Here is a 19,919-nt window from a genome sequence, read left to right as displayed (position 1 = left end):
CTCCCTTTTCCAAGACCAGGAAGATTTTAGTATAATCATTCAAGACGGCCCTTCGATATCGATTGGCTACTGAACAGCAGGGTAATTACATAGTGGAACAATGAATCAATAAGAGGAGGAATTTCGGACCATGAAACACGTGCAGGACACAACCACGCTCTATAACGGAGTCAAAATGCCATGGCTGGGTTTAGGGGTATTCAAAGTTAAAGACGGAGACGAAGTCGTTCATGCTGTCAAAACAGCCATTCAAGCTGGTTATCGTAGCATCGACACAGCCAAAGCGTATAACAACGAAACAGGTGTTGCTCAAGGTATTCGTGAATCTGGAGTAGCTCGTGAGGATCTGTTCATTACCACTAAAGTATGGAATAGCGATCAGGGATATGAATCCACGCTAGCTGCTTTTGAAGCCAGCATGGAACGACTCGAACTGGAGTATCTGGATCTCTATCTTATCCACTGGCCGGTTAAGGGCAAGTACAAAGATACATGGAGAGCGCTGGAGAAACTCCATAAAGAAGGACGCATCCGGGCGATCGGTGTGAGCAACTTCCAGATTCACCATCTGGAAGACTTGATGATCGATGCCACGATCAAACCAGCAGTTAATCAGGTGGAGCTTCACCCACTATTGATTCAGTCAGAGCTTCGTGAGTACTGCAACAAACATCAGATTCAGATCGAAGCCTGGTCTCCGCTCGGACAAGGTCATCTGATGGATCATCCGTTGCTGAAGGACATCGCAGCCAAATACAGCAAGTCCCCGGCACAAGTGATTCTGCGCTGGGATCTGCAGAACGGCATCGTGACCATACCGAAATCCGTCACGCCTGAGCGTATTCGCGCGAATGCCGATCTCTACGATTTTGAGTTAACTTCGGAAGAAGTAGAGCAGATTAACGGTCTGAACGAGAACAAACGCTTTGGTTCTGATCCAGACAACTTTAACTTCTAATATAAGCAGATTAATTCGATTACACCCGCCTTCGATCTTGGAAGAGCGGGTGTTTTGATATGTGATGTTATAGGCAAACTATTCGTTGATAAGAATGGAGGCGAGGCTCGTTATCCTGTTCAGGGCCGAAAGAAAAAAAGTTTTTTGAACGTTTAGAACTATTTTGTCTCCTCATCAGTCTAACGAGTGTCAAGCGAACTCAAGCACTTATATAGAATCCAGGCCTGGAACGCGCGGTGACTTGAATATTTAGGTTTATCAGGGGGGATCAGGAGTGATTAGACTGAACCATAGAAAGACAAAAGAAGAACAGTTCAGCGAAAAAATAACAGAGATTCAAAATAAATTATATCGACTGGCATACTGCTATGTTAAAAATGAACAAGAAGCGCTGGATATCGTATCCGAAGCGGTCTATAAAGGGTACATCGCTTATGGAAAGATGGAGTCCATGACTTATTTTGATTCCTGGATGTCACGAATTGTGATTAACACAGCGATAGATCATATTCGACGCAACCAGCGAGTGACCTATATGGAGGATCATGCGCAGGAGTTTGTGGCTCCAGAGCGAGGGGCATCCGCGGAAGAGAAAATGGATCTGTATGATGCACTGGATCGACTCGTGCCCGAAGATAGAGCCTATATTATATTAAAGTTCTTTGGTAATATGCGTTTCCGGGAGATCGCTGAAGTGCTCTCCCTGTCGGAGAATACCGTTAAGTCAAAATTCTACCGGATTATCAACAAATTAAAAATGGATTTAATCGAAGGAGAGGTTGGAGATCTATGACAGGTAAAGAACGTTACGAAAACATTGAAATTCCAGCTCAACTTACAGATGTTATTCGTCAAGCCCAGCAAAAGGCTGCCGCTCGCAAAAGCTCCTCCCGTATCATTCGCTACGCTTCCATTCTGGCAGCATGTGCCGCTTTTCTGTTCATAGTCAACATTCCTACTGTCGCAAACGCCATGGTCAAAATACCTGTGGTCGGAACGATTGTTCAGGTACTTCAATTCGGCGATGGCGGCAAGATTACCGATGGAGTAACTGTGGGATCGGAAGCAACCGAAAATACGCTAAAAATCAATTTTAGCACCGACGAGCAAGATCAGACTAATGATGCACCCCATTATAATGTGGTACACAAAGAAGCACCGAATCGTATCCTCTTCACGTTTAGCGGTGCACGTTACATGGATATAGAGAAAGTCAAAGCCGACTTCATGACCCAGCCTTTAGTGAAAGATGTTTATGGTTCCATGATTTTAGACGACTCTTCCGTCGGATTCGTAGTTGTTTTAAAAGAAGGGGTACAGTATGCCGTAACGGAGTTCAAGAACCCTGGATACCTGGAAGTGAAACTGACTTTTGACGGTAAACCGGTCACACCTCGGAAGGTATACTCTCTCCGTACAGAATCAATGCCTTTTGGAGAATCGATGGGTATAATTAAAGAATCCTATCCGGATGAGGACATCTCTTTCCTCAAAACGTCCACTGGTGAGTTTACAGCAGTTATTGGAGAATATCCTACCGCTGAAGAAGCTGAACAGAAGCTCAAAGAACTCGCTCAGCAACCGGATTATCATGAGGAGTTTTATGTGGACAGCTGGATAAGTAACGAGAACCCGAAGTGATCAGTTATTGCCAAAAGTGATGCTTATTCAAAAGGGAATGATCTATCCCTGAACTGGGTACAAACCTTAGCATACTTAATACGCTCAATCCAAAAAAATCCCGATTCGGATGCCCTGAGCATCTCCGATCGGGATTTTCACATATCAAAACCTATTCGCCTTTGGATACCAGCTTGAAATCATCAAAGTGGAAACCTGGCGCTACTACGCAAGTTACCAGTACAGGCTCATCGCCCAGTGGACGCGCGGTTTGCCATACGCCGGCAGGAACGAGCACCTGTGGTGATTGCCCCGCAGCAATATCCATCCCCAGAACAAGAACTTCCTCGTTCTCAGGATTCTCCCCGTTGCCGCCCAGCTTCAGTTCAACCGGACTGCCGCTGTGCCACAGCCAAAGTTCATCGGACAGAACCGTGTGCCACTCGGAGATTTCATGTGCGTGTAGCAGGAAATACGTGGAACTTGCCGAGAATCGTGGGCCGGAGTATGTATCCGGCAGAACGGACTGTGGAATCTGATAAGATGCCTTCCATTCTTCCTTATACCAACCGCCTTCAACGTGAGGTTGCATATTGAGCGCAGCAACCAATGGCGATAATTCATGTGTCGTCATAACCTGTTTCCTTCCTTCCAAATCAAATTGGAGACACTCCTTAACCAGAGTTTCGCCTCTCTCTCCCTACTCTAAAACATCATTCAAGTTTTGTCACCTTGACAGCACACATTTTCCAATGATAGCGTTTACAAAAAGATGGATGTTCCGTTATGATATGGATATCGTTGTTAATCCGTGAAGCAGAGGGGAGCTGTACCATGAGTCTCATAGAGGATCGGATTGGACCCAAATATCGAATCGGTGAACATTCATTTACCATTGAACATATGCGCAGACATGATGGAAATGGTATGCCACAACCTCACGCTCATCCATTCTACGAACTGTATTACTTACTTGAAGGTGAACGAGTGTATTCCATGAATGGTCAGATACTGTCCGCCCGCAAGGGTGATTTTATTCTGATTAATCCACACGATGTACATACCACTTCCAAAGGAAGTATTCCCGGCTTCGAACGGATATTAATCGGTTTTTCGCCTGCTTTTGCAACGGGGATGGAACTTGGCATATGTGGTCTGCTGCCTTTTAATTGTTCAAGACTCCTTCGCCTGCCTGAAGCGGAACAGCCCGAGATGGAGCGTATATTGTGGCAGATGCTGCAAGAATGCAAAGAGCGACGCCCTCACTATGAGATCGCCGTAAGAAGTCTCCTTGCCCAACTTTTGATCCGTATTCATCGGGTAGAGGAGAACATCCGGCAGTCATGCCCCGGTCCCTTGCATCCGATGCAGGACAAAATCAGTGAAATTGTCACTTATGTGAATAAAAACTATACCGAACCACTTACGCTGGAGGGTGCAGCAAATCGTTTTTATATCAGTCCATCCTATCTGAGCCGAATGTTCAGCCGGTTTACCGGTTTTCGCTTTAGCGAATATTTGCGTGTTGTTCGTGTCCGGGAGGCACAACGAAGATTGCTGACCACACAAGAGCGTGTCCAGATGATCGCTGAGAAGGTAGGATTTGAGCATACGGCTCATTTTAACAAAACATTCAAACAGGTTACCGGTACAACACCGCTGCGCTATCGCAAGGAACACCGGTAGATCATCAGATAACTTCATATAAAAGCCGAGTGGGTGGCCTCGCTCCAGAGATTACGTACTCCTTATATCAAAAGGCATCACGATTACTGGATCTATGGCTGCACCACTACGGCTGAATTGGACCAACTTGTATAAACCCTACTACATACTTTTTATCTGCGAATGATCACACCACTTCGTACCTCAGGACCCACAGAGATCTGACGACCGTCTGTGTCGGCATCGACTTCACGACATACAATGCCTGCGGACTCGTGTCCGGTCACCATCAGAAGTCGGCCATCTGCGCCTTTGCCCTGAATGCTCTCTATTTCTGCCCCTTTGCACTGGTGCAAATGAACCAGCGGACCTTCAGTGATCTGCGCCTGCAATTCAGCGATATGCAGATGTTTTGCATGAGCACATTGGATACCACTGCGAGCTTGCACGTTGTAACGCTGGATGATCACCCCATCCAAAGGCAGTTCCGGCAATCCACTCACAAGCAACGCAGTGTCGGCACCGGCACAGACCACATCCGATATTCGAATATCCCGGAACACTGGCGTCTCTTCGCTAATCTCCTGAGACAGATCACTGCCCCGGGCAGACCCTTCCTGATTTGCATAGAAAAAGGAAAACGAGATCGCTTCCATAATGATATCTTTCATATATATGCGCTCAATCTGAATATCCTCAACCACTCCGCCGCGCCCACGTGCGCTTTTGAAGCGAAGTCCAATGTCCGTGCCGATAAACGTACAATCCGACACACGCACATGCCGCACACCACCGGACATTTCACTGCCAATGACAAACCCGCCATGACCGTGATACACCGTGCAATCCCGAATGGTGATGTACTCCGATGGAAGACCCAGTTCACGGCCTTCGGCATCCTTGCCTGATTTCAGACAGATCGCATCATCACCGACATCGAATACACTCTTCTCGACCACCACATGACGGCAGGATTCAACGTCCAGCCCATCTCCATTCTGAGAAAACCACGGATTCCGCACACTCACGTTACGAATGGTGACATGCTCAGATGCCCAGGGGTGCAGATTCCATGCAGGCGAGTTCTGAAACGTTGGACCGTCCAGCAGTACCCGTTTGCATCTCCGTAAACTGACCATGTTGGGACGTAAAAAGTCTCTGACTTCTTCATAGGCAGCGACATCACGCACCTGCTCCTGATGCAATCGATTCGCGATGGTGCCACCCTCAAGTGCAGCTGTGGTAGGCCACCAGATTTCTTCATCTCCGCCGGATTGCTCTACAACACCACCGGAAGCGACCAATTGGTTCCATTGTGAAGTGGTCATTTTGGAGCGTTTCACCGGACGCCATGCCTCCCCGCCCCCATCCCATATCCCCTCACCAGTAATCGCAATATCCTCCAGTTGATCACCATCGATCGGGGATTGGCAACGTACCACTTGCCAACCTTCGAAGCTTGATGCAATTAATGGGTATTGATCAAAATCTCGGCTAAACGTAACCAGTGCCCCTGCTTCCACATGTAGCTCGATACGGCTACGCATTACAATCGGGCCTGTGAGCCATACCCCGGCAGGAATTACGATTCTCCCACCTCCTGCTTCAGCACATGAAGCGATGGCAAGTCGGAACATCTCCGTATTATCTGTTACGCCGTCTCCAACAGCTCCATAGTCTGTAAGCTGAAAATCCTGAGCAGGAATGACGGGCAAATTAGCTTCATAAGCTCGAACATCGGACTGGGCACTTGCTCCTGTCGACATTGGGGAGTGATATGTATTCATCGTGCAGAATCATCCTCTCTACATGTAATGGAATTGTTATGGGATCAATACATCGCTTTTACTTTCCTTACTTACGTTCAAACGGACGCTCTCTCGCTCCATCATATCAATGGCATGACGTGTAGGGTTGAGCTTTCTTGCCATGTACACGTGGAACTTGATGCTATTTGTTTTGTTAATCAGAGTCATAAATCAAACATCACTTTCAGTATACTCTATACAACTATTCCAAAGGTTGGAAAGCAACTAGGAGAATAGATTCATTTTTCTGTCAGGATTCGTCACAAGGAGTTTAATAACATGACAGATATATAACACATTTTCTGGCTATAGCCCTAGGGAACCCATTACTTATGTCATGTTTTATCACAAACCAATTGCCATAAGCAGGATGACTATGTATGATTAAATAACTAGTTTCAATTTATTCCTTATTATTCCTTTTACACACAGACGTTGCAGAAAGGATGGGGTGTACTCTTGATTGAATTTAGGGGTGTCCAGAAACATTTCGGTCATTTTCATGTCCTCAAGGATATCCATCTTCACATTGAAGAAGGAGAAGTCGTCGTCATTATCGGACCTTCCGGCTCCGGCAAAAGCACGTTACTCCGCTGTATTAACCGCTTGGAGACCATTACCGAAGGTGAACTTGTCGTCAGTGGGATTCCTCTACATCAGAAAAAGGTGGACATTAACCTCTTCCGCCGTGACATCGGCATGGTATTTCAACACTTCAATCTTTATCCTCACAAAAAAGTCATCGATAACATTACCCTTGCACCCATGAAGGTGCGCAAACAACCCAAAGAACAGGCAGCCGCAACAGCAATGAAGTATCTGACCCGGGTGGGCATTGCCGACAAAGCAGACAGTTACCCCTCCCAGTTGTCCGGTGGACAGCAACAACGGGTAGCCATCGCCAGAGGACTCGCCATGGAGCCCAAAATCATGCTTTTTGACGAACCTACCTCTGCTCTCGATCCCGAGATGATCGGGGAAGTCCTCGATGTTATGCGTTCCCTTGCCCATAATGGCATGACCATGGTCGTTGTTACTCATGAGATGGGATTCGCCCGCGAAGTTGCGGACCGGGTCATCTTCATGGACGAAGGCCGAATTGTAGAAGAGGCCAACGCTGCCGAATTTTTTGACAACCCCAGAGAAGAACGAGCACAGCAATTCCTGAGCCGTCTGATTCATCATTGAGAATAATCCACTATTCCATTTTGAAAGGGGTCTTTATTCATGAAGAAATTATTGAAATGGCCATCATTTATGCTTGTTCTCATTCTCTCGCTTGTATTGTCCGGTTGTAGTACAGGTACAGATACACCTTCAGCGAGCGGTGGTGGAGGTGACGCCGAGGCGAAAGGCACGATTGAGCGGATTAAGGAACGCGGCAAGCTCATTGCCGGTGTGAAATACGATACGAAGCTGTTTGGCTTGAAAGATCCTGCAAGTGGCAACGTTGAAGGATTCGATATTGATATCGCCAAGGCACTCGCCAAACAGATCCTTGGAGATGAGACTAAGGTCGAACTGAAAGAGGTCACTTCCAAGACACGTATTCCCATGCTGCAAAATGGAGACATCGACATCATCATCGCCACGATGACAATTACGGATGAGCGTAAGGAACAGGTGGATTTCAGTGATGTTTATTTCGAGGCAGGTCAATCCCTGCTGGTGAAAAACGACAGTGCAATTACCGGCCTGGAAAGCCTCAGCGGGGTGAAAGTACTCGCGGTGAAAGGCTCCACATCCGCTCAGAATATTCGCGAGAAAGCACCGGATGCTGAGGTGCTTGAATTCGATAACTATCAGGATGCATTCACTGCTCTCAAAGCAGGTAAAGGCGAAGCGCTGACCACAGATAACATCATACTCATCGGTATGCAACAGACGGATAACAGCTTCCAATTGGTTGGTGGCAATTTCACAAGCGAACCTTATGGTATGGCCATTCGCAAAGGCGACACTGCCTTCGTGGAGGAAGTCAACACGCTGCTCAAAAGCATGAAAGACAGCGGGGAATATGACACATTACATGAGAAATGGCTGGGCGCGAAGCCCGAGTAACCCGAATTAAGATAGATAAGCGGCGAATTCGTCTGCTGGATGCGAAGCATGAGCAGACGTAATCGCCGTTTCTACATCTGGAGAACGGAGGCTTCGCCTATATGGGCACATTGGATTTCAGCGTACTAATGCGACACTCGGATCGTTTTCTGGAAGGATTCCTGAATACGATTCAAGTGAGCATTATGGCTCTCATTGGCAGCTTTATCCTTGGCGCGATCTTGGCTATCTTTCGGATTTCCCCTGTGAAACCGCTGAACTGGATCGGTACGGCTTTTGTGGAATTTATCCGGAACATTCCGCTGCTGCTGGTTGTATTTTTCTTCTATCTCGGACTGCCTGCACTTGGTATTTCGCTGGATGGGTTTGTCTCCGGTACTCTGGGCCTAACCATCTACACGGCCGCTTTCATTGCCGAAGCGATTAGAGCGGGCATTCAGACTGTGCCGCGTGGACAGCTGGAAGCTGCAAGATCCTCAGGCTTGTCCTATGTACAGGCCATGAACCTGATCATTCTGCCCCAGGCCATCAAGATTGTATTGCCATCCATCGGCAACCAGTTCATCAATTTGGTCAAAAACTCATCCATTCTTGCCGTTGTCGCCGGTATGGATCTTATGTATTTTGCCGACCTGGTTAACTCGGATACGTTCCAACCGCTAAGTGTGTACACCATTGTTGCGCTGTTCTATCTGGTGCTGACGCTACCACTCAGCTTCCTGGTGCATTATATGGAGCGCAGGTTCGGTCAGAGCGATGCAGAGGCGCGCAGCACCAAGGGCAAACCGAAGAAGAACAAACCGGCCGGTCAGGTCACCATGTAACTGATCGACTTGTACCTCCGCAGATTTTTAGGGAGAAATATCGGCTTGTCCAAGTGGTTTAAATGAGTACTGGATCATCTGTGTTTTACTGGCATTGGTGATCATGTCACAGTGCATATTGTAATTCACTGCTACAGTGCTTGAGTTGCTTTATACACAGTCCATGCCCCATCTATTGATCTTCATTATTCCATTCCTGCATACAGAAGGAGGCTAATAAAATATGGACTTTAGCGGGGCCTATGTGTGGCCCAACCTTCGTTTCCTGCTTCAAGGATTCCTGATTACCCTGCAGGTAGCAGGGTTATCCATTATATTCAGCTTTGTGTTCGGCACTGTGCTGGGTACGATCCGGTTTACCCGTATCCCTGTTCTGTCACAGATCGTGGCAGTGATCGTGGATACGATCCGGAATCTGCCGCTGCTGCTTATCATTTTCTTCATCCATATGGTGCTTCCACAGCTCGGGATTAAAATGTCCGTCTTCTGGTCCACAGTTGTTGGACTGAGTCTGTTTGAAGGCGCGATGATTGCCGAGATCGTCCGTAGCGGTCTGAAATCCGTTGAGCGCGGTCAGGTGGAAGCTGCCCGCTCCTCGGGCCTCAGCTACATGCAGACCCTTGGTGGCATCATCATGCCACAGGCGCTACGCCGCATGTCCCCGCCGATGGTCAGCCAATTCATCTCACTCCTGAAGGATACTTCACTGGCGATCATCATCTCTCTGCCGGAGCTGATGCACAACGTGCAGATCCTTGGCGGTCAAAGTTTCGATTACATTATCCCGGCCCTGCTGCTCGCAGCCGTATTGTATTTTGTCATCAACTACGCGCTGTCCATTGTCGCAAGACGACTTGAGGCACGGATGAATTGAATGACTGAATGAATGAAGCGCTGAGAATAAGGTATGAGATAATACGAAACATGAAGGAGCATGACGGAACCGAGACCTCGTGATTGATTAGATGCGAGGGACTAGATATGAAGTAAAGAACCTAATAGATGAAAAGAATGAAAGCGCCCCAAAGACTCTAAACCCACCTAGCAGTGTGATTTGGAGTCTTTGGGGCTACAGTTATGCTCATCAATTCACGAGCTTCCCACCAATTTGTAACGAACTGAGGAAAGCTTATTTAGCCATTTTCGGGACAATTCCTAATCTAACGAATCGTAGACGCCCTATTCTTCCGATTCACCTTACTTTTACCCCCTATTACAGGGTTTTGAGTAAAATAGCTTCACTGAGATTCGTTACATTTTCCATTTCAGCTTATAGCCCCGTATTAGACGTCTCAGGTTCGTTAAAATTTACACCACCGCGAATTAAATAAACACCCACTCCCACTATTAATGATTCACCCGATTCGCCCAATTCGTCCACAATCAACTCATCTGCTAGATCGCCGCTCCGTTGTGACGTAATTCCGCCTGTAACAGCTCGATCGGCAGTTCCACCGGGTCCAGCTTCATCTTCACTGTGAGTGCAGCCGCTGTTCCCGCGGCCTCCCCGGTAGCCATACAGCTTGGAGTCAACCTTGTCGTTGCATGCGCCTCATGTGTGGTGGAGATGCAGCGTCCTGCCGCCAGCAGATTGCGGATATTGCGAGAGATCAGACAGCGATACGGAATATCATATGCCCCGTCTCCCTCTATAAAGGCAGCCACAACGCCTTGACCCGAAGGGTCATGAATATCAATCGGGTAACCGCTTCTAGCGATCACATCGTCGAACTTTCGTCCTGCAACCACATCAGCCTTGGTCAAAGCGTAATGTCCAATGATCCGTCTCGATTCACGAATACCAATCTGCGACGCTACTGCCGAGATTGAAGCCCGTTCGAATCCAGGCACATCACGCTGCAAAAACTCAGCGATCATCAGCACCTGCTTCCGGCCTTCCTGTTCCGCAGAGGTCAGATCCTCGGCATCCGTCGCATCAAGTCCCTGCACCCGCGTACAATTAATCAGCACTTCATCCTCTGCCGGTCCGGTAAAAAACAACACCTGGTCGCGATTAATCGGCACACCTGCTTTTTTCCACTGGGAGTAGAAGCCACTCACCCCGGTTAACGGAATGCTGTCCAGTTCAGCAAAGGGAGTTTTCACATAGAAATCCTCCGGGTGCTCCAGCATGTATTGCTTCACTCGTCCAAGATCCACACCACGCATGCGGAATTTCATGGTCATCGGCTGTGACTGATGGTCGCCGTCTCGTCCCTTTGCCACAGAAGCACCCGCAAGATAAGCCAGATCCGCATCCCCGCTTGAATCCACAAATACATTCGCCTGGAATTCCATTCTTCCAGACTTGTTGGTCACTCGCACCGCTTCCACCCGTTCACCTACAACGGCCACCTCGTCCACAAAGCTGTGCAATAACAGCCGGACACCAGCCTCCTGCAACATCTCTGCTGCAACCACCTGAAAGATGGCTGGATGGTACGGCGTAACGGTATGCACAAATCCAACTGTATCGCGCAGATGCCCCGGAGAGCCACCACGTGCCTGCAAACGATCCACAATCTCCTGCGCAATGCCTTTAATGACCTGCTCACCACGCTCCGTATGGAAAGTCATCCAGGGATAGACCATAGCGGCAGTTGACATCCCGCCCACGAATCCATATCGCTCCACCAGCACTGTTCGTATACCCTGCCGTCCAGCCGCAATGGCTGCCGCTATACCCGCAGGGCCCCCTCCCACAATAACGACATCTGCTTCTTCCTTTTTCATACTCTTCTGTTCACGCAAATGTTGTCCCTCCCTCCGTTCTATTGCACATGTTGCACTGCTCACTCTTTCAGCCCTGTCATGGCAACCCCCTCAATGAAGCGCCGTTGTGCCAAGAAAAAAACAATTAACAGTGGCAAGGTTGCCATGACGGTGGCACTCATCAGATATTGCCAGGCTGTACCCACTTCATCTGTGAACAGGGATAATCCAAGCGGCAGCGTCATTAGATCACGCGAGTTAATGAAGATCAACGGATCAAAAAACTCATTCCAGATCGTCACAAACGTAAAGATCGTCAGCGTAGCCATACCCGGCTTGGCAATCGGCAGCATAATTCGCGCATATATCCGGAATCGGTTGCAGCCGTCCATCATCGCTGCTTCCTCCAGCTCCGTTGGCACCGTAATGAAGAACTGCCGCATCACAAAGATGCCAAAGACACCACCCGCGCCAAAGATCGGCAGTAAAATCAACGGAAGATGGGTATCAATCCACCCCAGTTGTCGCATGAACAGAAACATCGGTATCGCCGTCACCTCATGGGGAATCATCATCGCACTCAGCAGGATGAGAAATACCACATTACGTCCTTTGAACGGAATTTTGGCAAATGCATACCCGGCGAGAGATGCAAAGAATACCGTTCCCAGCACAACCAACGCAGAAATGTAGATACTGTTCCAATAAAAACGGTGAAACGGAATCAATTGAAAGACATCGATGTAGTTCTGAAATCGGAATGGTTCCGGTATCCACTGCGGTGGATAGGTGAATATGCTCTGGGGTTCCTTGAATGATGTCGATATCATCCAGATAAATGGCACAATCATAATGAGGGAAATCAGGGTCAGCAACAAATACGTCCCCAGAGTACTTCCTATCTTCCGACCCGAAGGACTAGGCATCGCCTTCATTGAATACCCACCTCTTTCGGAGCTGCCATTGCAGCAGCGTCAGAATTAGCACGATAAAGAACAGCACATATGCGAGAGCAGAAGCATAGCCAAACTGAAATAGTTTGAATGCTTTTTCCCAGATATAATAAACCAATACCTTGGTGCTGTTGCTCGGCCCGCCCTGTGTCATCACATAGATCTGCCCGAATACTTTGAGTGAACCAATCACAGTCATGACTACTGTCAAAAACACGGTTGGCGTGATCATGGGCAGCGTGACGTGAAAGAAGGTTCCCCTCTTGCCCGCCCCGTCTAATGTTGCTGCTTCGTACAGTGAACGCGGTACCTGCTGAATAGCTGCAATGAACAGCACCATATTCAGACCGACATTTTTCAGCACACTTGTCACGATAACCGCTGGCATTGCCAGATCCTGATTGTAAAGCCAGGCCGGACCTTTGATGCCCAGCATCAACAGAAGCTGATTAATCAATCCAGACTCTGTAGCATACATCAGCTTCCACACGATGGCCCATACGATCAACGAGGTCATGACCGGAACAAAGATGGCTGTTCGGAAAATTCCGATGCCCCGCAGATTTCTGGATAGCAGCAACGCGAGCAGCAGGGCGAGCACAATATTAAGCGGCACCAGCCCCACTGTGAAATAGACCGTATTGGCAAGCACTTTCCAGAACATCGCGTCTGTCATAATATTCCGGTAATTCTCCAATCCAATAAAATGATGATCCCCCAGCAGCGGCCAATCGGTCAGGCTCATATATAATGCGAGACCCATGGGAAATAACAGCAGCAGGGTAAACCCAAGCACCATCGGCGATACAAACAGCCAACCTGCGATCTGGGCCTCTCTGGCGAGCGGCCCCCCTCTTTTGCGCTTGCGTGAATGGGTCAATCAGGCCTCCCCCTTTTAATCCAATTTCCTCCGGAGCTGAACTCTGCGACGATTCTGTATAAGGGGCTGATTCAAAAGGAATGATCCCCTCGCTCCAAATCGCTAACGAATCTACCGCATCTTATAAGGCAGATTTTTAAAGAATGCACCGTGTAACGAATCTCAGTCATGTTATATCTCCATAAAACGTCTTCAGAACCTTAAAAATCGACCAAATGGACGAAATAACGTCTCTCTGATTCCTTAAACTTCAGATCCGTACAAATGGACGCGAATAACATGTCCTCGATTCGTTAGAACGAATGAATGCTAACATGGGGTGCCCCGTGATACACGTGACTTTCAACTGATTAATCCCGACGGTTCAGACTGTCCACCGCATTACGGAACCCGTTCACAGCCCTTCGCAACTGTTCCTCCGTGTTGCCTGTCACGACCGCCCCAAGCATGATCGCCTTTACCCCGGTATCGCGCAGCACCCGAACATCCTCCGGCACCAGCTTTCGCTGGGAAGGAACCAATACCGGTATCTGGGCTTGCAAGACCAGACGGCGATACTTGAGCACATCCGCAAAGCTGAGCGGTGTACCATATTCTTTTCCAGGTACAATGGATGCCTCCAGAGCGCTGAAGCCGAAGTGTGCTGCCGATGTTACGAGGGAAGCATCATATTCTTCATTGATCGCAAACGTTGGGTCCAGCCCCAAGTCATTCAACATGAAAGATGGCAAGTCATGTGCATAGATGGAATAGAAATTAAAGCCCAGCCCCCCAAGACGCTCCACATCCTCTCGCCTTGCTCCATCAATACTGCCAGAAGGTACGACCCCAAGCGGACCACCAAACTCACTGCGGATCGCCCGAAACACCTCGGCGTACATGTCCAATGGACCAAAATGATTCCCGCTGGCGCGATGACCGACATTATAATGCACCTTCAGTGCATCAGCGCCCTCTTCCATGGCTGCCCGAGCCAAAGCAATATCATTCTCAGGCAGGCTGACCACCAGCGACAGCGGTTTCCGTTCAAGTAACTCTTTGAATTTGCCCATCGTTCTCACCTCCGGTTTCGATTGAATGATTTAGGGTTGCAACACACTTTGGATCTCTTCCTGCATTTTTTTCAGGTTATCCTCAGCTGTCGCTGTCTTTGCAAACAGTCGGTCAAATCCCTGCAATACCGCATTGTCGATATCCTGCCAACGGATATGACCGGGAATTAAGCGCGCTTTTGGCATTTCATCAATGACGGCCTGCACGATATGCTCTTTGCTCGGGTTATTCGGCTGAAGAATGAATGCATCTGAGTTCAGAACAGAGGTACGCGGAGGCACAAAGTAGGTGGCTGTCGCCTGAATCCCCTGCTCACTGGCAAAATACTTCAAGAGTTTCTTCGTTTCCTCTGGATGTTTGCTGTCGTTGAACATGGCATATCCGGCCTGCCCCAGCATCGGCACACTGCCTTGAGAGCCGGAAGGCATAGGAGCGATGCTCCATTCAAAATCCGTAATCTCCCTTGCTTTGGAGACGTAGCTGTAATTATCAAAGAACATGCCCACATTACCCGCATCAAAGCTGACCTGCTCGCCCGCCTTCGGGTGTGATTCATCGGTGAACATCATGCGTTCCAGCAATTTAAAGGTCTTTACGCCATAGTCATCGTTCCAGGTGAACTTTGTCATACCTTCATCGAATGGACCGCTTCCATTGGACCAAGAGTAGGAGGAGAGAACCGCCCAGGTCTTCCAATCGCGAAAAAAGTTGGCACCATAGACTCGGTTGGTCGCATCCTTGCTGGTAATGGCTTTGGCAGACTCTTCGAACTGTTTCCATGTCCATTGTCCTTGGGTGGCAAGTGTGTTTGGATCAGTCAGGCCAGCTTGGTCGAATAGCATTTTATTGTAAAACATGACCACCGGCGGTGTAGAAAAAGGTAGTCCCAGCAGTTCATCGCCATCACGGAACAAATCCAATGTACTTGGAATATAATCATCCAGCTTAAACTGTGCATCATCCTTGAACTCGGATACATCGGCCAGAATGTGATTGGACTTGAATTGTGGCACCATTCGCTCCGATACCCAGGCAAGATCAGGAAGAGAGCCTCCGGCGGCAAGCACCGAAATTTTTTGCTGGTATTCTGCGAAAGGTACGGATTCCATCGTTACTTTGATGCCTGGATTTTCCTTTGTGAAGTCATCGATCAACTTGTTGTACACATCCATATGAGCCTGATTGCCCCACATCATGAACTTCAGCTCGACCTCTCCATTCTCTCCGCTTGCACCCCCAGATTCACTGCCGGAATTGGAGCTTGTGCACGCGATTGAAGCCATCATCATGAGTATAAACACCAGTATCAGTCCTGCTTTTTTCATGGAAATCCCCCTTATGGACGTCGTGGTATACATGTGCAACCAAAGTATAACGAAAGCATCGTTCCCCCTTAAATCACGTCAACTACAGAAATGGTATGGTTTTTCAAGAGATACTGAATCGGTCTCGATATTCTCCTGCGGTCCATCCCACCTGCTGCTTGAACACCAGCATGAAGTGTTTCGGGCTCTGATGCCCGGATAACCGTGCCACATCATAGATTTTGAGACCCGTGTTAATCAGCAACCACTTGGCCCGCTCCATACGTGCCTCCGTGATGTATTCCGAATAATTGATGCCTATTTCGTTCTTGAACAACTGGCTTAAATAAGTAGGGTTCAAGTTAACAAGATCTGCTATCGTCTGAAGTCTCAGATCTCCATCGGGATGTTGCTTGATGTGCTCCTTCACATCTCGGATAATCTTCCGTGTATCTCCACCAGCGTGTTCTATTTTCCCAGATGGCTCAGGGATAGAAATAGTTGTAATACCGTATCTGCGATCCAGCAGCAATTGAATCTTTTGTATGCATAATGCCAGTTCATAACGATCGATTGGCTTCAACAGGTAGTTCAACACCCCAAACTCCATCGCTCTGCGTGCATATTCAAACTCGCCATAGCCGCTAATGATGAGCATTAGCAATTCAGGATACATGTCTCTTGCTTTGCTTACCAAAGTTAATCCGTCCATTTCACGCATACGAATATCCGTGATTAACACATCCGGCACCTCACATCTCAGAAAATCCAGCGCTTCGGTACCGCTCGACGCTTCGCCCGTTACCTGAAACTGAGAAGACGCTTGTACGATCAGCTCCCTTAGTCCCTGACGGATGACCGTCTCATCCTCTACAAGCAATACTTTATACATGCGCTTCAATCCCCTTTCGGTAGAAGTTGAATGGATATCGTGACCACCAGTCCCTGCCCGGGACTTCCATCAATGCTTAGGCTGCCGCCTTCTCCATATATAAGGCGAAGCCTCTGGGCGATATTGTTAAGCCCCAGACTATCACCGGCATGGCAACGTAATGCCTCATTGGAAGGCTGTTTTGATATGGACTCATTTAACTCGTCAATCTTTGCCTGAGTCATACCCTTACCGTTGTCTCGTACACTAATCAGCAGCTCGTGGTCGAATTTCAAGGCAGATACCCAGATTACTCCTCCATTTTCCTGCCCTTCAATGCCATGGTAGACTGCATTCTCCACCAGCGGTTGCAGTACCAGCTTGGGAATCAAATACTCCGTTATTGCTTCTTCGATATCATAGATAATCTTTAACTTGCCGTCGTAACGTACCTGCTGAATGCGTACATAGGATTGTACAAAAGCAAGTTCTTCTCCAAGTGGAACCATCCGGTCCACCTTATCAATCGTATAACGCAGCAGCTTGCCAAGCGCAGTCACCATGTCTGACACCTCAGCATGCTTCTGGCGAATGGCCATCATGTTAATGGACTCCAGCGTGTTGTATATAAAATGGGGATTCATCTGGCTTTGTAACGCTGACAACTCTGCCTCCCGCTCTTGAATGCCCAGCAGAAACACCTCATTGAACAGTCGATGAATCTCTTCCATCATTCGGTTAAAGCCCCGGCTAATCTGTCCGAATTCATCACTGCTGAAGTGTGCTACACGCTGGCTAAAATCTCCCTGCTCTACCCGAATCATGTGGTGCTTCAGTCGAATCAGTGGCCGGGTGATACGATAAGATAACAGAACCGCCAGAATCGCTATACCCGCCATACATAACACTGCGAACCATATTGTAAAGGTGAGCATCTCACCCGACTCCTTTTGAATCACGGCAATAGGTGTAAGACTGATCACCGAAAGCCCAGAATAGCTGGAATGGTGTTGTACATAGAGATAGGGCTGCCCATCCAGAACAACTTTTTGGTTTCCTGCATAGTTTTGAAGCTGTCCCTGCATTAGCAATTGGTCGTACGCAGACATTCCTCCAGTTGAGGTCCGTTCGAACAGCAGACGCTGTTTGCTGTCTACAATCATCAGGCTTGCATCTTGCTCATAATTCAGATTGGATAACAGTTGACCGAAGGCCTCCAGACGGATATCAATCAGAATGTACCCCAATCGCTGGAGCGTACCCGGATCTCGAAGCACTCTGCCCACCGATATATACGATTCTTGCTGACCGCCCGTGTAATAGCCAGGTTCATGCGGAGGAAGCAGGCGCCATGTCCCTTCCGAGTCTTCAAGCTCTGCAAACCAATCATCCTGCCTGCTGTCCCATACCGGCTTGACCGCCAGCGAATCGAGATTGGAGAACAAAATACCGCTGTTGCTAATCAGATGAATTCCCCGAATCTCGGGCCGGTCATAAGCTTGACCCGATGTGTAAAGCTTCATTTTCAGATAATCCTCAGACCTCGCCCACGTACCCGATCCCATTGAAGCATTGTATTTGCCCAGAATGCCAAGCACCATCTGATCGTAAAGCGGCAAGAGCGACAACCGCTCAAAGTCCTTCAGCAACCGATTCAAATTGGCGTTAATCTGGCGAACCAGTTCAATGGTGAACTGCTCGGTCTTGCGATCCATCGTCTGCGAGAAATGCTTGTAGTTCATCACTCCCTGCAAGCCTAGCGGCAGCAACGTCAGCGCCAGGAACAACAGGAGCAACTTGGTGCGCAGGTTTACGTTTTTTCCGAAAAAAATGCGTACCTTGTCCATCATTTCCGTTCATCCCTCCCTCTCCCGATCATTGTATGAGCCCCCTTCACAGATCAATCTGGATATAACTGGGGTCATCATATCCAGTTTTAATGATCATTCGCTATCCTGCCAATCCTGGAATTGGTACGGAATTTCAAGTTATCCGCATAGGTTTCAGGGTGAACGCAAAAAAGCCGACTGTATCGCTACAGTCGACTACGCTATTTCTATAGAACACTATTTAGACCAAAAAACCGACTGCATTATGCAATCGGTTGTCTGTTCCTAAGATGGCTTTTATATTTGAATCGATTATATTCATTAATAAGCTCGTCCAGTACCATGGACTGTCGGAGGACTTGGTTGTCCTGCATGCCATGATTCTCCGCCAAACGACTCAACTCTTGCCTGTTCCGTTCGATTTTATCTGTGATCTGTACCGGTTCACTCACAGCATGCACCCCCTCTTTGTATAACATTTTAGGATACATTGCCAAAAAATTCATATTATATTCCTTTGCAGAATAAAATGTTTATTTACATAGAGATACTTTCAACATCAAGCAATTTGCATAGAGAGTTGACGTCTCTTCTTTTCTACAAGATGTGGGCAAAGAAAATTATAACATGTCTACATATCGTATTCGAGGATACACGATTCCTTTACCGTCAAAGTACGTTATGGACATATTATCCATTTTATCCTAAGTATCTCTTGCACCTTTCTCACGCGAGAAGTTAATAAATTTATCGAAAAGTAATCTATTTGTATAGGTAATTTTCATCACCGTTCTGCATACCAAAATAACGAAGTCTGTAGCCCTCTCGATAACGAGCACGCAATAGATTAATGAAGGAGTCATTCTCAAACTTAATGTAACCTGTTAAATAGAGTAAGATCAGATATTCCTCAAAACATTGATTGCCAAGAGTCATCTCACTCTCTTCCATCCCATAAAATACATCGATTTCAAGAGTTAATAGAAGAGAAAATCCTCGCACAGTGGAATTGATTATCCATGCAAATTCCAGTGGCTCATGGATATCCTCATCCTTGTTCAGGCTAATTAATTGCTTGGTTCCCCTCTCATCCTTAAATACATAAGCTGCAACCGCCTGATCAAATCCCGCATGAGGGTCGTTGCGTAAGTCGGAAAACTCTTCTAAATCCACCTTCTCAGCGTAGTATTTCTTGGTTAGTCGATCATGAATTTGCTCTAAAGTGAATGGATTAGGGATGTTCAACGTTATATATTTGTCGTAAAGCTTCTGAATATCAATATGCAATGATAAATCCTCTTTTCGTTATGAATGATCTACATAGACAGTACAAATAAGCGTCCCATCTCCATATCCCGGAAATAAGACGCATGTTAGTGTG

At 47.7% G+C, this 19,919-nt stretch carries 19 protein-coding genes; 8 read left to right on the top strand and 11 right to left on the bottom strand.

Annotation, left to right across the window (positions count from 1 at the left end):
• Nucleotides 1–130: 130 nt before the first annotated feature.
• The 3 genes from MHI12_RS02150 to MHI12_RS02140 all read left to right on the top strand — a co-directional run bounded on the left by MHI12_RS02150 (nucleotide 131) and on the right by MHI12_RS02140 (nucleotide 2,599).
• Nucleotides 131–958: an aldo/keto reductase gene (locus tag MHI12_RS02150; RefSeq protein WP_405171379.1), complete on the top strand. Its 828-nt coding sequence runs from the start codon at nucleotides 131–133 to the stop codon at nucleotides 956–958.
• A 274-nt stretch (nucleotides 959–1,232) separates the two neighbouring features.
• A complete protein-coding gene (locus MHI12_RS02145; protein ID WP_341005879.1) occupies nucleotides 1,233–1,751 on the top strand; it encodes a sigma-70 family RNA polymerase sigma factor in 519 nt (172 codons plus the stop codon).
• Nucleotides 1,748–2,599: a hypothetical protein gene (locus MHI12_RS02140; RefSeq protein ID WP_405171378.1), complete on the top strand. Its 852-nt coding sequence runs from the start codon at nucleotides 1,748–1,750 to the stop codon at nucleotides 2,597–2,599. The genes MHI12_RS02145 and MHI12_RS02140 overlap by 4 nt, the downstream gene beginning before the upstream one ends.
• 151 nt (nucleotides 2,600–2,750) lie before the next feature.
• Here the strand turns inward: MHI12_RS02140 and MHI12_RS02135 are convergent, their stop codons facing one another.
• Nucleotides 2,751–3,212 (bottom strand): cupin domain-containing protein, encoded by a 462-nt coding sequence (locus MHI12_RS02135; RefSeq protein ID WP_062837177.1) that lies wholly within the window; start codon nucleotides 3,210–3,212, stop codon nucleotides 2,751–2,753.
• A 200-nt stretch (nucleotides 3,213–3,412) separates the two neighbouring features.
• Between MHI12_RS02135 and MHI12_RS02130 the strand changes: the two genes are divergently transcribed.
• Complete coding sequence (locus MHI12_RS02130; protein ID WP_341005877.1) at nucleotides 3,413–4,264, top strand: AraC family transcriptional regulator; 852 nt, start codon at nucleotides 3,413–3,415, stop codon at nucleotides 4,262–4,264.
• A 152-nt stretch (nucleotides 4,265–4,416) separates the two neighbouring features.
• On the opposite strand, the gene MHI12_RS02125 is transcribed toward MHI12_RS02130, so the two are convergent.
• On the bottom strand, nucleotides 4,417–6,030 hold the full coding sequence (locus MHI12_RS02125; protein WP_405171377.1) for a glycoside hydrolase family 28 protein: 1,614 nt from the start codon (nucleotides 6,028–6,030) through the stop codon (nucleotides 4,417–4,419).
• A 480-nt stretch (nucleotides 6,031–6,510) separates the two neighbouring features.
• Between MHI12_RS02125 and MHI12_RS02120 the strand changes: the two genes are divergently transcribed.
• The 4 genes from MHI12_RS02120 to MHI12_RS02105 all read left to right on the top strand — a co-directional run bounded on the left by MHI12_RS02120 (nucleotide 6,511) and on the right by MHI12_RS02105 (nucleotide 9,810).
• Complete coding sequence (locus tag MHI12_RS02120) at nucleotides 6,511–7,239, top strand: amino acid ABC transporter ATP-binding protein (protein WP_051449904.1); 729 nt, start codon at nucleotides 6,511–6,513, stop codon at nucleotides 7,237–7,239.
• 39 nt (nucleotides 7,240–7,278) lie between these two features.
• Entirely contained in the window at nucleotides 7,279–8,112 is an 834-nt protein-coding gene (locus MHI12_RS02115; RefSeq protein WP_076216505.1) for a transporter substrate-binding domain-containing protein, read from the top strand.
• 101 nt (nucleotides 8,113–8,213) lie between these two features.
• Nucleotides 8,214–8,936 carry an amino acid ABC transporter permease gene (locus tag MHI12_RS02110; protein ID WP_036616642.1) on the top strand — a complete coding sequence of 241 codons (723 nt, stop codon included), beginning with the start codon at nucleotides 8,214–8,216 and terminating at the stop codon, nucleotides 8,934–8,936.
• Between the two features lie 223 nt (nucleotides 8,937–9,159).
• Nucleotides 9,160–9,810 (top strand): amino acid ABC transporter permease, encoded by a 651-nt coding sequence (locus tag MHI12_RS02105; RefSeq protein WP_405171376.1) that lies wholly within the window; start codon nucleotides 9,160–9,162, stop codon nucleotides 9,808–9,810.
• A 521-nt stretch (nucleotides 9,811–10,331) separates the two neighbouring features.
• Here the strand turns inward: MHI12_RS02105 and MHI12_RS02100 are convergent.
• The 9 genes from MHI12_RS02100 to MHI12_RS02060 form a co-directional block, all read right to left on the bottom strand.
• Nucleotides 10,332–11,669 carry an FAD-dependent oxidoreductase gene (locus tag MHI12_RS02100; RefSeq protein ID WP_405172918.1) on the bottom strand — a complete coding sequence of 446 codons (1,338 nt, stop codon included), beginning with the start codon at nucleotides 11,667–11,669 and terminating at the stop codon, nucleotides 10,332–10,334.
• Nucleotides 11,670–11,728: 59 nt separating this feature from the next.
• Complete coding sequence (locus tag MHI12_RS02095) at nucleotides 11,729–12,583, bottom strand: carbohydrate ABC transporter permease (protein WP_405171375.1); 855 nt, start codon at nucleotides 12,581–12,583, stop codon at nucleotides 11,729–11,731.
• The gene (locus tag MHI12_RS02090; protein ID WP_405171374.1) at nucleotides 12,567–13,481 is read right to left on the bottom strand and encodes a carbohydrate ABC transporter permease; all 915 of its coding nucleotides are present in this window, start codon (nucleotides 13,479–13,481) and stop codon (nucleotides 12,567–12,569) included. Before MHI12_RS02090 ends, MHI12_RS02095 begins: the two co-directional genes overlap by 17 nt.
• A 350-nt stretch (nucleotides 13,482–13,831) precedes the next feature.
• The gene (locus MHI12_RS02085; protein WP_405171373.1) at nucleotides 13,832–14,533 is read right to left on the bottom strand and encodes a hypothetical protein; all 702 of its coding nucleotides are present in this window, start codon (nucleotides 14,531–14,533) and stop codon (nucleotides 13,832–13,834) included.
• 30 nt (nucleotides 14,534–14,563) lie between these two features.
• Nucleotides 14,564–15,859: an ABC transporter substrate-binding protein gene (locus MHI12_RS02080; RefSeq protein ID WP_405171372.1), complete on the bottom strand. Its 1,296-nt coding sequence runs from the start codon at nucleotides 15,857–15,859 to the stop codon at nucleotides 14,564–14,566.
• A gap of 103 nt (nucleotides 15,860–15,962) precedes the next feature.
• On the bottom strand, nucleotides 15,963–16,730 hold the full coding sequence (locus MHI12_RS02075) for a response regulator (protein WP_405171371.1): 768 nt from the start codon (nucleotides 16,728–16,730) through the stop codon (nucleotides 15,963–15,965).
• Nucleotides 16,731–16,735: 5 nt separating this feature from the next.
• Nucleotides 16,736–18,559 carry a sensor histidine kinase gene (locus MHI12_RS02070; protein ID WP_405171370.1) on the bottom strand — a complete coding sequence of 608 codons (1,824 nt, stop codon included), beginning with the start codon at nucleotides 18,557–18,559 and terminating at the stop codon, nucleotides 16,736–16,738.
• A gap of 242 nt (nucleotides 18,560–18,801) precedes the next feature.
• Nucleotides 18,802–18,990, bottom strand: a complete 189-nt coding sequence (locus MHI12_RS02065; protein WP_223868875.1) for an aspartyl-phosphate phosphatase Spo0E family protein — start codon at nucleotides 18,988–18,990, stop codon at nucleotides 18,802–18,804.
• A 310-nt stretch (nucleotides 18,991–19,300) separates the two neighbouring features.
• The gene (locus MHI12_RS02060) at nucleotides 19,301–19,825 is read right to left on the bottom strand and encodes a pyruvate kinase (RefSeq protein WP_405171369.1); all 525 of its coding nucleotides are present in this window, start codon (nucleotides 19,823–19,825) and stop codon (nucleotides 19,301–19,303) included.
• Between the last annotated feature and the right edge of the window lie 94 nt (nucleotides 19,826–19,919).

The organism is Paenibacillus sp. FSL H8-0280 (assembly GCF_045040665.1).
Classification (GTDB): Bacteria; Bacillota; Bacilli; order Paenibacillales; family Paenibacillaceae; genus Paenibacillus; species Paenibacillus xylanexedens_A.
This window is presented reverse-complemented; position numbering and strand designations above follow the sequence as displayed.